This is a genomic window from Acinetobacter sp. F9, from assembly GCF_019195275.1.
GTDB lineage: Bacteria > Pseudomonadota > Gammaproteobacteria > Pseudomonadales > Moraxellaceae > Acinetobacter > Acinetobacter pseudolwoffii.
In genome coordinates this window covers 2,612,581-2,626,292 of sequence record NZ_CP078068.1, presented here as the reverse complement: position 1 = coordinate 2,626,292, position 13,712 = coordinate 2,612,581, and the positions used below count along the sequence as shown (strand labels likewise).

Below are 13,712 nucleotides of genomic sequence, written 5' to 3'. Positions count from 1 at the left end.
GCGGATAGGCATGCTAAAAGTGAATCAATCAAAGTAAAGCCAACTGGATTCTTTTTGATGTGAAAAGAATTTTTATTGATTTTAGGTGTAGCAAGCCACTTTAACCCTCTTTGATTAAAGTGGCTCTACAATAATCACAGTCTATTTATGATTTTTATTATTTTCAGACTTGTGCTGCTGATCCTTGGCATTTTTATCCTGATCTTCTTTAGATTCACTCTTGTCAGACTGATCTGATTTCGATTCTGAATTTTGAGCTTTGGCATCTTTTTGCTGATCAGAATCATTGCCCTGAGATTGATTTTCTTTCATTTTATTCATGCTATCAGCCGCCATCTGTTTCAGCTCACCCAGCTTGGTAGAGGCTTCACTGACTAACTCAGTAATCTTTTGTTTTGTATCTTCAAACTTATGTACAGCCTCATCTTTTAAATTGGCCATGCTTGCCTGTTGATCGGTCTGAGCTTCTTTAGCATTTTGTTTATCTGACTGATTCGATGATTTATCTTCAGTGCTATGATCAGCTTTTGCCTTTTTTGCGTCATCTGAACCTTGATCATCATTTTTCTGGCCGTTGGACTTGCCATGTTTTAGCTCATTCAGAAGTTTTTCGCCTTTTTGTAATAGCTCCTCACCAATCGCAATGGCCTTGGCTTTTAAGTCATCCATCTTAAAGCTTTCGGTTTTGTTGTCTGACTGCCCGTCTTTTGAATCATTTTTTTGATCAGATGGCTGCTCTTTAGAGTCTTCATCCTTCGATTCCGAGTCAGTACCTGTATCTTTAGAGTTTTGTTTACTATCAGAATTTTCATCAGTCTGGTGTGGCTTTGTGTCTTGTGTATCATGCGACTGATTGTGCTTCTGGTCATTCTGGTTTTGCTTTTGCTCTTCTTTGGCTTTCTGATTTAATTGTTTCTCATGTTGTTCTTTGTCTTGATTTTGCTTTGAACTATTGCTCTGGTTCTGCTGAGTCATGAGGTACCCTCCTTAGGCATATCATATAAACAATCAGCCATTTTTTAGCACAAAGCGTGGGGCAAATCGGGCGCAGTAAGCAAACTGCAACAAAGCCTGTACATGTTGTTGCTATTGTTTGCAGTCTGTAGCATGAGCTGCGCCCAATCAGTATTGCAAAGATCAATAATCCAACTCTTTTGGATTCTGGCGATTCAAGTCAATCGATTACTTGGGGTTTCGACAAAGTCTGGCTTGGTAAGCCTGTCAGCACATTTTCTTTGGCTGCCCAATTCAAATGCCGTCATAGCATAATGTCCAAAGCCAAAGAGTCAGTGTTGCCAATTCACATCAGATGTTTATAGGATGCAAATGCATCAGGAGATATTATTTCAAGTCAGACACGCAAGGTGCTCATAAAGCTGACCGCAGAGAACAACCAGATCAACAGAATGAAGCTGCGTGCTTGATTGAAGTTGTCGACATCTGTGCCATGTAGCATGTTATGACGGCTCATGGTCACATTCGAGCTTGAATCCATTTTATAGGCAGCAAGTTCAGCAAAATACGGATTCAGTTCAATCGCAATTTTAGACTTATGCCACAGGCTTTTAATTTCATTGCCTTTTAAACCCGGTACGATTTTATAGACATCGACAAACTTGGTACCATTTTGCTTTAAGAAGCCTGCTTTGATCAGGATATCTGTCAAAATACCTTCGAGCTGCGCATAGACATTTGGAATACAACCGCTGTAAAAGCCAAGTTTGTACATTTTCAAGCTTTCAAGCAGCACCAAACGGCGCTTGGCTTTGATGTCTTCATCAATCTCTAAGGCATCAAAGGCTTTCAGCATTTCAGTTTGGAAATATTCGCTATTGATCATATCGAGTAGCTTAAATTGCTCAATATCTTCAAACTGGTGAGTGGCCGGCCAAAAATGCATCAAATTTAAAGCATCATTGGCAAACTTCGCGCCAATCGGTTGATCGAGCTGATCTGCCAGCACTTGGAAATAAGCATCTTGCGCGACTAAACCCGATAAGTTTTTGATTAAAAGTGTATGTTCATCTGCCGAGATGTCTTCAAGATAAGCTTCTGCATCTTTTAAAATCTGACTGCCCAACTGTTTTTGACTCGCTGCATTTTGTTTAATACGCGTGACAGGTTGGTCAAAATCAAAATCATCTTCGTCAATCATGGTTTTCTAGCTCAAAGCTTTTAGATCAATGGCCTATTATCACTGTTATTGGCAACGCAATATAGGGAAATCTACATTTCCAAGACATTCTGTAAATACAAAGACCTTTCGACACGAATTCGCGGTGAAATGGAATTGATTCGCTTAAAGGATTGCTTTGTATTCGGACCTGCATCAGGTAAAATCATCCACCTTGCATAATATACGAATGAGAGAGTCATATCCGTGCGTAATATCTTAGTCACTAACGCCCTTCCATACGCCAATGGCCCGATTCATATGGGTCACCTACTCGGTTATATCCAAGCTGATATTTGGGTACGTGCGATGCGTGCAATGGGTCATGATGTGACTTATGTCTGCGCGGACGATGCTCACGGCACAGCCATCATGTTACGTGCTGAAGCCAACGGAATTTCACCGGAAGCACAAATTGCCAACGTGCAAAAAGAACATATCCGTGATTTTGACGGTTTTGCGGTGCACTTCGATCATTATGATTCTACCCATAGCGATACCAACCGTGCACGTGCATCTGAAATCTATCTCAAAAACCGTGATGCCGGCAATATCGCGGTTCGTCCTGTCACCCAGCTTTTCGATCCTGAAAAAGGCATGTTCCTCTCCGACCGTTTCATTAAAGGCACCTGCCCGAAATGTAAAGTAGAAGATCAATATGGCGATTCATGTGAAGTTTGCGGTGCAACTTATAATGCAACCGAATTATTGAACCCACATTCGACTTTAAGCGGTGCAACACCTGTCGAAAAATCATCTGACCATTACTTCTTTAAGTTGCCGAATTTTGGTGAATACCTGCAAAAATGGACACGTGATGAAGGCCGCTTACCGGTCTCGATTGCCAACAAATTAGATGAATGGTTTGAAAATGGCCTGAACGATTGGGATATCTCGCGTGATGCGCCATATTTCGGTTTTGAAATTCCAGACGCACCCAACAAATACTTTTACGTGTGGGTCGATGCGCCAATTGGCTACATGTCGAGTTTTGAAAACTATATCAAAACCAAACGTCCTGATTTAAGCTTTGATGACTACTGGAAAAAAGATTCTAAAAATGAGGTGTATCACTTCATTGGTAAAGACATTGTGTATTTCCATGCGCTGTTCTGGCCGGCAATGCTAGAAGGTGCTAACTACCGTACGCCATCAGGTTTATTTGTAAACGGTTTCTTGACTGTCAATGGTCAGAAGATGTCGAAATCTCGCGGCACATTTATTAAAGCGGAAACCTATTTAGAACATTTAAACCCTGAATATTTACGCTACTACTTCGCGTCGAAACTTTCAGACAAAGTTGAAGATTCTGACTTGAATCTGGATGATTTCGTGCAGAAAGTAAATTCTGACTTGGTTGGTAAAGTGGTCAATATTGCCAGCCGTTGTGCGAAATTCATCAACACTAAATTTGACAATAAATTATCTGCAACTTGTGCAGAGCCTGAATTGGTTCAAAGCTTCATTGATGCGGGTGATTCAATCGCAGCGCAATATGAGTCACGTGAGTTCTCTGCTGCGATTCGTGAAATTATGGCGCTTGCAGATAAAGCCAATCAATACATCGATGAGAAAAAGCCTTGGGCTTTAGCGAAGATTGCAGGCGAAGAACAACAAGTGCATGACGTATGTTCTGTTGGTATTAACTTGTTCCGTCAATTGGCTGTTTATTTGGCTCCGGTGTTGCCAACACTGGCGCAACAAGTTCAAGATTTCTTGCAGTTAGAATCTTTCGACTTCGCTTCTCGTGAAACGATTCTGGTCGGTCACGAAATTGCATTGTTCCAACCATTGATGCAACGTGTAGATCCGAAAGCGGTTGCCGCAATGGTCGATGCGTCTAAAGATTCTTTAGCTGTCCCTGCTGAAACAGCAAAAACGGAAAAGAAAAAAGAGAAGAAAGCATCGACGAAGCCTGAAGCTAAAGTCGGCGAAGCTGAAATTATTAATATTGATGATTTTATGAAAGTTGACCTGCGTGTGGCTGAGGTTTTGGAAGCTGCAACGGTTGAAGGTTCTGACAAGCTGCTTCAATTGACTTTGAATGTCGGTGAAGCTGAGCCACGTAACGTATTTAGCGGTATTCGTGAGTTCTACCAACCTGAAGACCTAAAAGGTAAATTGGTGGTGATGGTGGCGAACCTTGCTCCACGTAAGATGCGTTTTGGTATTTCGAACGGTATGGTGTTAGCTGCGGGTAATGGCGAAGGCGTTTGGGTGATTTCACCTGAATCTGGTGCTCAACCGGGTGATAAAGTGTCTTAAGATTTTCAATCTTAGATGATAAGAAAAGCCTCTACTGATGTAGGGGCTTTTTTTATGCCTTTAGATTCCCTCTCCTTTTTTAAAGGAGAGGGTTAGGGAGAGATCAGAAACTATTGCCTTACTTTTGAAAGATCAAAAGTAACAAAAATCTCTTGTTCACTTGATGATACGTCCATGTACCACAAGTGAACGGCGACATCCATGTCGCCTCCAACTAAATTAATACCATCACTAAGTCAACTTTTTTATTACATCGAACAGACCAGATTTTTAAATAAAGTATTGGCTTAACACTATTTTTAGTTTGAAATCATTTTAATTTGAGCCAAAAAACTTGAGTTGCAATATTTAAATACTCATATGCAACATTAGTTTTTTGTGCAAAGGCTTCATCACGAGTGATTAGATATTCACAAAAACAACCATAAGATGCATGTGACATGTCACTGAATGATGCAATAAAACGCTTTTCTTTATGTAATCCTTCATCTTGATAATAACCGATCAGATTTAATATAGTATAAATTTGATTTACTTTTTGAAAAATATAGTATTCCTGCCCTGAACCAATTAAATTTTTCAATTGAAAGAAGTCATCTAACTCATTATTTTCCAATTCAGGATTGTTTTCTTGAAGTAATTTCCATATTTGATTTAAAGCATTTGGTAATTTAATTTTTTGTAAGTTATCATGATTGATATTCAATGATTCTCGTAAAAATTTATGAGGTGATTTTTCTTTATTAGACTCTTCTAAATGCCTTACCGATCTCTGAATATATAATTTATATTCATCTCGCTGATTCATTAGGTTAGGAATTTTAACTTTAAATTTTTCTATTTCTGATAAAAGATAGTCATCTTTGTATGTACTGTTTTTAAGATCACTTAAAGATTTTTCTAAAAATAGTAATAAATTATCAAAAGCTTCAATTTGTTCGTATTCAAAAGTTTTAAAATCCTTTACACCACCATATAAAGCAAATAAATTCTTAGTTGATGGATTAATCATTTTGTTTAAAAAATTATTTTCAATGTAATTATTAAAATGAACTAGTGGATCATCCCAGGATCTAAAAATAGTATTTGTTAAAGTCCCATGCTCATCAGTAGTTAAGGCGATATAGTGTGCATTTAACTCCCTTAAGATATCTAAAAACTCAACACAATATTTACTGCTTTTCCCCTTTATTACTGATCTGTAAATTTCTTCTAAAGTAATGGGTGAATAAACAGCTTGTACTTCTTCTTTTAAATATCTAAAAAAATCTGAATCTCTACTAAGCATTGGCTTTTCTTTATATTCACTAAATAAGTCTAGAATATTTTGATCTAAATAAGCTAAAGGTTTTCCTGAGTACTCTGGTTCGCTCATACAATGCTCTCATTAAGTAATTATCTATTTTCTTCGAAATAATCCATCAAAAAAGCCTCTATCTCTAGAGGCTTTTTATTACTGGGTCACTTAGCCTTGCAACACAAATTCCCAAATGAAATAACCCAGTCCAAAACCAATCAGCGCATATAAGGTAATGATGAAGAATACAAAGCTGGCATTGTTTTTTCTTTTCCAAAAACTCATAGCGACATCCAAAGCTTGTTCGTAATACCCTATGTTAACGAGCTTTTAATAAAAAGTGAAATACATCTAAGCATTTTATTTATAATAATATTTTTACAAAAAACACATTCTTTACTTTCAAAAAATCAATATACAGATTCACACTGAATTTTTAGTACAGATGCTAAATCGCCATTTCGATTTAAAAAAATAGTAAATATATTCATATTCTTTTTTATCAATATCCATGCTAATACATAGAGTTGACTTTAATTACATAAGAATAGCCATGAAATACCTCAGCTCTTCTCTTGTCGGATCACTCCTTGCTTTAGGTTCATTGGCAGGTATTTCCCCAACACACGCACAAACGCCTTCCACTTTAGAACAACAAAAACAGGTTCCCGGATATTATCAATACAGCTTTGGAGATTACCAGATTACTGCCCTGCTGGATGGCACCAATTATTTAGCCAAAGCCTTGTTTAAGGATATTCCTGAAGCAGAAGTGAATCAGATTTTAAAAAAATATTATGTTGACCAAAGCAAAGGCATCCAGACCTCCGTCAATGCTTTCCTGGTAAATACAGGCAAAGAACTGGTCTTGGTGGATAGCGGTGCTTCTAGCTGTAATGGGCCAAACTTTGGGTCTATTTATTCAAATTTACAGGCATCTGGACAAAAGCCTGAGCAAGTCAATACGATCTTATTAACGCATTTACATCCTGATCATGTTTGCGGCATCAGTAATAACGGCGTCGCCAATTTTGCCAATGCAAATATTTATGTATCGCGAGCCGAACTGGATTTCTGGATGAATCCTAAAAGTGTAGAAAAATTACCAAAAGCAAAACAGGCCGGTTTTTTGGGTACAGTCGATAAAATCAAGAAAGCCATCGCACCTTATCAGGCCAAAGGTCAGTTAAAGACCTTTAAGGCTAGCGATAAAATCAATGGTTTTGATGTGATCAGTTCAGCTGGGCATACACCGGGACATTTTGGTTTTAGCTTAAAATCACAAGGTCAGGAAATGATATTTATTGGGGATATTGTACATTCCCATACCATTCAGTTTGATCGTCCACAGACAGCTATAGATTTTGATATCGATCCGAAAAAAGCGGTTGAAACCCGCTTAAAGTATTTTGCGGAATATACAAAGAATGGCCAGACGGTGGCAGCACCACATTTACCATTTCCGGGAATTGGGCATGTTTATTCTAAAGATGCTAAAAGCTATCAATGGATTCCCGTGCATTTTAAAGATTAAGTTCAAATGATCAGCTGTCCCTTGGAAAGCTAGTAAGAATGATCACTTTCCAAGGATGATGACTTCAAGTGTTGAAACTATTTCATCCCGAAAATAAGTTTTAATCCGAGCACGGTCATCACCGCACCTGCTGCCCGATCAAACAATGCCTTAAACTTTAAATACACACGGCGCGGCTTTTCAGCAGAAAGTGCAATGGCCACCAGTGAGCACCAGCCAGCATCAATAAAAAAACATAAAATGGGCAAAGCAAAATAGAAATAGTTCGGAATTTCTTTTGGTAATAAGGCGGTAAAAATACTGGCCAACACAATCGCAATTTTTGGATTCGACAACTGCGTGATTAAACCTGTGGTAAAAGCGCGACGTAAAGACATCTGTTTGGTAATGCTCGAATCTGCCTCAATCGGATCTTTGGCATGCTTAATAATTTTAAAAGCCAGCCAAAGTAAATATAGCCCCCCACAAATTTTTAAGGCCAGATAAGCCGACGGCACAGCCAGCAAAAATGCCTGCAAACCCAGTACTGCCAGCAAACCGAAAATTGCAGCACCTAGACCAGTCCCCAATGCAGTAAATAAACCATGTTTACGTGAAATCGCAATTGAATTTTTTGCCACATAAATAGAAGTCGGCCCGGGACTCATTGCACCTAACATCAGGGCAACAGCAATTGAGCCTAAAATCCAGAATGATTCCACGAGATAACCTGACTTAAAAATTGAAGGATTATTTTAAGCAAAAACCGGATGATTTGCTTTAAAAATTTCAGTATTGGTCAGGAATTTTAGTTACTGTAATGGCTTACTGTTTTAATTGATCCTGAGCAATGAATTGCGTGCCTAACAGTTGGTAATCCTGATCATGTACCGGTACACCACCAATAATCATGGTACGGGTCTCTGTTTTAGGTTTATTCATCGCATCATCACAGCCCGACAAACTGAGCATTACACCAACCAAAACAGCATAGGACAATATTTTCATTATTCTACCCTCCTCAAGGGTTTCCTGTATTTAGATTAGCATCCCTGCTTAAATAATCAGCAGAATATTTGTGACATTCTGCGTCAATTTTTATCTCATGCCTGAAAATGACTTATTCTCAATCCCTGATCTTTACTGCTTTCGCTATAATGGCCGAATAACTGACTGTGTTAATTTTTATGTTTGCAGAGATTGCCCAAAATATTCCCGATCAACAGATTAATTTTCACGATATTATTTTAACAATACGTCGTCTGGATCTGGTACATCCGCAAATTTCAGGCAACAAGTTTTTTAAACTGAAATACAATTTTCTGGAAGCACAAAGACAGGGTTATCGGCAGATTCTCAGCTTTGGTGGTGCGTATTCCAATCATATTGCGGCCACTGCATTTGCCGCACAGCAGTTTGGTTTTCAAAGTGTGGGGATTATTCGGGGTGAGGAGCTGGCCCATCGGCCACTCAATCCGACTTTAGCCACCGCACGGCAGTTGGGGATGCAGCTACATTTTGTCAGTCGTGAACACTATCGTCGCAAGCAACAGCCTGAGTATCTGGCCGAAATCGCACAACAATTTCCTGAGCATTATCTCATTCCTGAAGGTGGAACCAACGCTTTGGCCATTCAGGGCTGTCAGGAAATTTTGAGCCCGCAAGATACTCAATTTGATGTGGTTTGCTGCGCAGTAGGCACTGGTGGAACCATCACCGGTCTGATCGAAGCCAGTCAGGCGCATCAGCAGGTTTTAGGATTTTCAGCGCTGCAAGGCTCATTTTTAAAAGATGAAGTCGCGCAACTAACCAGCAAAACCAACTGGACTATTCTGGATGATTATTGCTGTGGCGGCTATGCCAAAACCAGCACAGCCCTCATACAGTTTATTCGGGATTTTGAAACCGAATTTGCAATTCCACTAGAGCAGGTCTATACCGCTAAAATGTTGATGGGCATCTTTGATTTGATTGAAAAAGATTATTTCCCAGCAGGATCTAGACTGCTGGTGATTCATAGCGGCGGGTTGCAAGGCCGTAACATTGACACTACTTCTACAATTGCTTAAGCCTGAATCGGTTGATTATTATTCAGCGCAATCATCCCTTTGACCAAGCGGTAGATATGCCAGATAAAGACCAGAAAGATGATTAGAAATCCGATCAAGATCATAGTTAATAAGCCACCAACAATATAACCCAGCAAACTGACCCAGAAGGTTTTAATCTGCCAGTCCACATGACTTTCCAGCCAGGTGCCGCGCATTTCATCACGTTTAATATAGTTCATGATAATGGCTATAAATGGGGTCACACCCAGAAAAAACCCCAGAATATAAAGAATATAACTGATCAGGTTGTATTGTTTTAGATCCTCTGACGTTGCCATAAGCCCTGCCTTATTATTGTGATTTTTGTAAAACTGTACAAAAACTATGCATGATTTTAAGCCGACTTACAAATATTTTATGTTTAAACTCTAATACGAATCGGCAATCAGCCTGTTGATTGTTCAGGAATAGAGAAAGCGGAAATAAAATTGTCTATAATGCTTTCCTTTTGTTCTCCCTCGAGTGTTTTATGTCTTCCAAGCAATACGATGTTCTCGTCATAGGTGCCGGTGCTTCAGGTTTAATGACGGCGTATATGGCTGCACAACGTGGGCGTAAAGTCGTAGTGGTGGAAAAAGCCAATAAAGTTGGCAAAAAAATCCTGATGTCTGGCGGCGGTAAATGTAATTTTACCAATCTGGAGGTCGAACCAAGCCATTATATTTCGCATAATCCACATTTCGTGATTTCAGCATTAACGCGTTATAGCAATTGGGACTTTATTGGCCTGGTCTGTGAATATGGTATTGCTTATGAAGAGCGCAAACATGGACAACTGTTTACCCTCAATGGTGCAAAAGATATTCTGTCAATGCTATTGGCAGAATGTGACAAGACCGGTCTGGTCGATCTTAAAACCAGCTGCGAAGTAAAGGCAGTCAATCCGGTCGATGATCAAGGCTTTCAAGTCGCTACATCACTTGGATATTTTGAGGTTGAATCTGTAGTAGTGGCATCCGGCGGCTTGTCCATTCCGACGCTGGGCGGTTCGGGCATTGGCTATGATATCGCAAAACAGTTTGGACATCATGTTTATCCAACCCGTGCCGGTTTGGTGCCCTTCACTTTCTCTGATGGATTTAAGGAGGTGACGACTCGTTTGAGTGGTAATGCCGTAGAAGCGACACTCTCCAATGAGCTCAACAGTTTCACCGAAGCACTGCTGTTTACCCATCGTGGTTTAAGTGGCCCAAGCTCCCTGCAATTGTCCAATTACTGGAATGTCGGTCAAAGCTTTCAAGTCGATTTCTTACCAAGTATAGATTTGCTGGATTTCTTTAAAACCAAAAAACAAAGCCAGCCCAAAGTGTTATTGCGTACTTTACTCAATGAATTTTTACCGAAAAGTGTCGTGGCTGAATTACAGGGTCTAATCTGGACTGACGTCGCAGAAAACCCAATTGGCAATATCAGTGATAATCAACTGGAGCAGATTGCGACACGGCTGCATGGTTTTGAAGTGAAACCATCCGGAACAGAAGGCTACCGTACTGCGGAAGTGACTTTGGGCGGTGTGGATACCAGCGAGGTTTCTTCAAAAACCATGGAAAGTCAAAAGCAGAAAGGCCTGTATTTTATTGGTGAGGTGCTGGATGTTACCGGGCATTTGGGCGGCTATAATTTCCAATGGGCATGGTCATCCGCGCATGCCGCATCGGAATATGTTTAATCAATAGATCATCAAGACTGATATTTAGTTCATTCCAGATAATCTGTCTTAAACAGCTTGAGATTGGCCGTATTTCCTAAACGGTCAATCGTCAGCTGCATTTTTCGAGTGGCTTCTCGCAAATATAGCGGTGCTTCATCTGCTGAAGTGTTCTTGAATGTATATGATAGTGTTTGCCACATGATGTTGATCTCCCTTTTTTATATTTTTAATGCAAGAAGAATACCAAAATCATTTTAGTATTCACCTGAATATTATATATTTCTTAAAGGCCAAATTCTATTGTTTGTTATTCAGTAGAATTCTTTCAGTTAAATTCGTCTCTATCAGGTATTTTCCTATCCAGCGCTCGCTCTGACTGCTCGTCCTGTTTGCTCTTCACAAAAATAAATCGATAGGCCGCGGTAAAAAAGCCAATGGTAATTCCCGCGATAACCAAAGGAGCCAGAACTTTGTTGGGTTTCTTGCTATTCATTTATTTTTCCTCGTGACTGAAAAAAATCGACCACATGAGCGTGGCCGATTTTGGTTAAAAATGACAGGTTATTTCAGGTCATCTTTTTTCTGAGTGGAACGATCAATATCGACATTTGGTTCTTTTTCTCCGGTTGAACCAAATGGATTATTGACTGGCGGATGAGTCGGATCGACTTTTACTGAATCAGGTACGGCTTGATCCGCATCCGGATTGACCGGATCAATACCCAATGATTCATCATCCTGCGGTGCAGTGGTGAGGATTGCCGGTGTGGTATGCGATAAGTCCGTACTCATTGGCGTAGTACCCTCTGCGTCTGAATCTTGATTTGGCACAATACCTGCTCCTGGCGTAGTGGTTGAAGAATCAGTAGTACCGGTCATGTTTTGTGAACGGTCGGAGTATTGTCCCATTGATGTATCTGTAGAACCCATCCCCATCGCTGCACCTGTCGTGCCTGCCATGTCCGTTGTACTTGAAGTACTCTGAGTACCTAATCCTGAAAATATGCTGTTTTCAGCTTGATCTTTGACTGGATTCGGTTCTTTGGCTTCGCGTTTTGCTTTATCAATCAGATCTGTTAAAACTCGCTCCGCAGGCTGACGACCACCCAGACCAAAAGCCAGAGCAAATGCTACTGCGACAGCACCCAGCGTTAAACCAAATGCCAGGTTCACAATCGAGTCGGCAATACCCATGGCACGTAGACCCATGGCAACGACCAAGCCCATAATCAGGACACGCACCAGATTCGCTAACCAGCGTGAGCTGTTATATTCACCGCGTTGTACGATGTTCGCGACAATATTTGCCAGCCAGAAACCGATCACCAGAATCACGGCACCGAGCAAGATGTTGGCGCCGAAGTAAATAAACATCGCAATCAGGCCGCTCACCTGTTCAAAGCCGAGACGGTCTGCTGCTTCGGACACTGCAAATAACATGGTGAACAATACGATCAGATAACCGACCACACTCGAAAGTTTAGTGGTGCCTAAAAAACGCTGTACATCCAGTTTGGCAGGAATTTCATCAACACCTGTACCCGATACCACTTCAACCACCAGACGTGCGACCAGTTTAGAGACCACATAAGCCAGAATCAGAATTAAGGCAGCAGCAATAATATTCGGAATGGCATTCATGATTTCATACAGCATCGCCGTGGCAGGCTGAGAAATCGCTTCGACACCCAATGCTTCAAAAGCAATAATCAATGCAGTAATGATCACGACAGCGAAGATGAATGAACCAATCACCTGTGCCACATTGGAATTTTTGAAAATACCTACTTTTTCAGCTTGTTGTTGTACATTCAGACTGTTTAATAGGCCTTCAACAATACCGCGAACAATTTTTGCCAGAATATAACCGACAAAAATGATCACTGCAGCAATAAAGATATTTGGTAAGTAGCTTACGACATCAGTCAGCATATTCTGAACTGGTAACAACAGACCGTTGAGTCCCAGAATAGACAGTACGATTGGCAAGAACAGTAATAAAATTAACCAGTAAGCAATTTCACTGATGTTCTGACTAATGGGACTGACACCCACTTCAGCACTGAGTTTTTCGTCTAGTTGGGTTCGGTCAAGTAGCTTTTGTAGCCCTATTTTCACCAGGTTGGCGACAATCCACCCTATGAATCCGACTGCAATTGCACCTAGTAACTGCGGGATAAATAACAGGAATTGCTGAATCATATTACTGAAAGGACCACTGATACTGGTCAGGTTGAGTACATTCAGTGAACCAATTACGGCAATAATCAGAATAATCCAGAACACCACCCGGGCAATAATACTTTCGATATTAGAGCGATGGCCTGTCGCCGTATTTAAGTGTGTATTGGTTCCAAGTTTTTGCAAGACTTTCTTGACTGCTGCCGAAACCAGTAATGCAATGATCCAACCAATGACTAATATGGCAATTGCACTCAGAATGGGATGAAACTGATCCCAATAATACATGGCGTCGAAGCCGCCACGCGGACTTCTCATATAATCATTCATGTTGTTTTACCCTCTTTGTTATTAAGCTATTTATCTGAAATCGGGAGCCTATCCTTGAAACATTCAGCCCCTTCTTCTTTCGGATTCACCTTCAGATTTGATGTTTTTAGACTTGAGCCAGCTAGCTATCATTAGCTTAAACATCACAATATATTGCAAAAAAGCCCCAGTGGTTTCACTAGAGCTTTTGA

Annotated in this window: 14 protein-coding genes; 4 read left to right on the top strand and 10 right to left on the bottom strand. The window is 40.3% G+C overall.

The annotated features are described in order from the left end of the window. Window positions 1-141 precede the first annotated feature (141 nt). Window positions 142-975, bottom strand: a complete 834-nt coding sequence (locus KT990_RS12480) for a hypothetical protein (RefSeq protein ID WP_180001851.1) — start codon at window positions 973-975, stop codon at window positions 142-144. Window positions 976-1,351: 376 nt separating this feature from the next. Further along, window positions 1,352-2,155, bottom strand: coding sequence for a hypothetical protein (locus KT990_RS12475; protein ID WP_159516134.1), 804 nt, complete (start codon window positions 2,153-2,155; stop codon window positions 1,352-1,354). A gap of 225 nt (window positions 2,156-2,380) precedes the next feature. On the opposite strand from KT990_RS12475, the gene metG reads away from it, so the two are divergent. Beyond that, complete coding sequence (gene metG / locus KT990_RS12470; RefSeq protein ID WP_218208876.1) at window positions 2,381-4,438, top strand: methionine--tRNA ligase; 2,058 nt, start codon at window positions 2,381-2,383, stop codon at window positions 4,436-4,438. A gap of 310 nt (window positions 4,439-4,748) precedes the next feature. Here metG and KT990_RS12465 read toward each other — a convergent pair whose 3' ends face one another. Further along, window positions 4,749-5,813 carry a hypothetical protein gene (locus KT990_RS12465; protein ID WP_100534914.1) on the bottom strand — a complete coding sequence of 355 codons (1,065 nt, stop codon included), beginning with the start codon at window positions 5,811-5,813 and terminating at the stop codon, window positions 4,749-4,751. Between the two features lie 90 nt (window positions 5,814-5,903). Then, the gene (locus KT990_RS13695) at window positions 5,904-6,020 is read right to left on the bottom strand and encodes a hypothetical protein (RefSeq protein ID WP_005169658.1); all 117 of its coding nucleotides are present in this window, start codon (window positions 6,018-6,020) and stop codon (window positions 5,904-5,906) included. Between the two features lie 268 nt (window positions 6,021-6,288). Between KT990_RS13695 and KT990_RS12460 the strand changes: the two genes are divergently transcribed. Continuing rightward, on the top strand, window positions 6,289-7,269 hold the full coding sequence (locus KT990_RS12460) for an MBL fold metallo-hydrolase (RefSeq protein WP_218208875.1): 981 nt from the start codon (window positions 6,289-6,291) through the stop codon (window positions 7,267-7,269). A 77-nt stretch (window positions 7,270-7,346) separates the two neighbouring features. Here KT990_RS12460 and KT990_RS12455 read toward each other — a convergent pair whose 3' ends face one another. Next, a complete protein-coding gene (locus KT990_RS12455; protein ID WP_100329141.1) occupies window positions 7,347-7,970 on the bottom strand; it encodes a LysE family translocator in 624 nt (207 codons plus the stop codon). Between the two features lie 103 nt (window positions 7,971-8,073). Next, window positions 8,074-8,256: an NF038215 family lipoprotein gene (locus KT990_RS12450; RefSeq protein WP_159516138.1), complete on the bottom strand. Its 183-nt coding sequence runs from the start codon at window positions 8,254-8,256 to the stop codon at window positions 8,074-8,076. A gap of 179 nt (window positions 8,257-8,435) precedes the next feature. Here KT990_RS12450 and KT990_RS12445 point away from each other — a divergent pair, with 179 nt between their 5' ends. After that, the gene (locus KT990_RS12445) at window positions 8,436-9,317 is read left to right on the top strand and encodes a 1-aminocyclopropane-1-carboxylate deaminase/D-cysteine desulfhydrase (protein ID WP_180083391.1); all 882 of its coding nucleotides are present in this window, start codon (window positions 8,436-8,438) and stop codon (window positions 9,315-9,317) included. Here KT990_RS12445 and KT990_RS12440 read toward each other — a convergent pair. Then, entirely contained in the window at window positions 9,314-9,637 is a 324-nt protein-coding gene (locus KT990_RS12440) for a DUF4870 family protein (protein WP_005169649.1), read from the bottom strand. The two genes, KT990_RS12445 and KT990_RS12440, sit on opposite strands and share 4 nt — an antisense overlap. Window positions 9,638-9,828: 191 nt before the next feature. Here KT990_RS12440 and KT990_RS12435 point away from each other — a divergent pair, with 191 nt between their 5' ends. Then, window positions 9,829-11,028, top strand: a complete 1,200-nt coding sequence (locus KT990_RS12435) for an NAD(P)/FAD-dependent oxidoreductase (protein WP_218208874.1) — start codon at window positions 9,829-9,831, stop codon at window positions 11,026-11,028. 29 nt (window positions 11,029-11,057) lie between these two features. On the opposite strand, the gene KT990_RS12430 is transcribed toward KT990_RS12435, so the two are convergent. The 3 genes from KT990_RS12430 to KT990_RS12420 form a co-directional block, all read right to left on the bottom strand. Beyond that, window positions 11,058-11,210, bottom strand: a complete 153-nt coding sequence (locus KT990_RS12430) for a hypothetical protein (protein ID WP_167381268.1) — start codon at window positions 11,208-11,210, stop codon at window positions 11,058-11,060. Window positions 11,211-11,335: 125 nt separating this feature from the next. Next, window positions 11,336-11,503, bottom strand: a complete 168-nt coding sequence (locus KT990_RS12425) for a hypothetical protein (protein WP_218208873.1) — start codon at window positions 11,501-11,503, stop codon at window positions 11,336-11,338. Between the two features lie 68 nt (window positions 11,504-11,571). After that, a complete protein-coding gene (locus tag KT990_RS12420; RefSeq protein WP_074383455.1) occupies window positions 11,572-13,521 on the bottom strand; it encodes a mechanosensitive ion channel in 1,950 nt (649 codons plus the stop codon). Window positions 13,522-13,712 lie beyond the last annotated feature (191 nt).

Excerpts from the sequence above, each read along its gene's own strand:
- KT990_RS12480 (WP_180001851.1), bottom strand. The coding sequence starts at position 975 with ATGACTCAGCAGAACCAGAGCAATAGTTCAAAGCAAAATCAAGACAAA.
- KT990_RS12475 (WP_159516134.1), bottom strand. The coding sequence starts at position 2,155 with ATGATTGACGAAGATGATTTTGATTTTGACCAACCTGTCACGCGTATT.
- KT990_RS12465 (WP_100534914.1), bottom strand. The coding sequence starts at position 5,813 with ATGAGCGAACCAGAGTACTCAGGAAAACCTTTAGCTTATTTAGATCAA.
- KT990_RS13695 (WP_005169658.1), bottom strand. The coding sequence starts at position 6,020 with ATGAGTTTTTGGAAAAGAAAAAACAATGCCAGCTTTGTATTCTTCATC.
- KT990_RS12460 (WP_218208875.1), top strand. The coding sequence starts at position 6,289 with ATGAAATACCTCAGCTCTTCTCTTGTCGGATCACTCCTTGCTTTAGGT.
- KT990_RS12450 (WP_159516138.1), bottom strand. The coding sequence starts at position 8,256 with ATGAAAATATTGTCCTATGCTGTTTTGGTTGGTGTAATGCTCAGTTTG.
- KT990_RS12445 (WP_180083391.1), top strand. The coding sequence starts at position 8,436 with ATGTTTGCAGAGATTGCCCAAAATATTCCCGATCAACAGATTAATTTT.
- KT990_RS12440 (WP_005169649.1), bottom strand. The coding sequence starts at position 9,637 with ATGGCAACGTCAGAGGATCTAAAACAATACAACCTGATCAGTTATATT.
- KT990_RS12435 (WP_218208874.1), top strand. The coding sequence starts at position 9,829 with ATGTCTTCCAAGCAATACGATGTTCTCGTCATAGGTGCCGGTGCTTCA.
- KT990_RS12430 (WP_167381268.1), bottom strand. The coding sequence starts at position 11,210 with ATGTGGCAAACACTATCATATACATTCAAGAACACTTCAGCAGATGAA.
- KT990_RS12425 (WP_218208873.1), bottom strand. The coding sequence starts at position 11,503 with ATGAATAGCAAGAAACCCAACAAAGTTCTGGCTCCTTTGGTTATCGCG.
- KT990_RS12420 (WP_074383455.1), bottom strand. The coding sequence starts at position 13,521 with ATGAATGATTATATGAGAAGTCCGCGTGGCGGCTTCGACGCCATGTAT.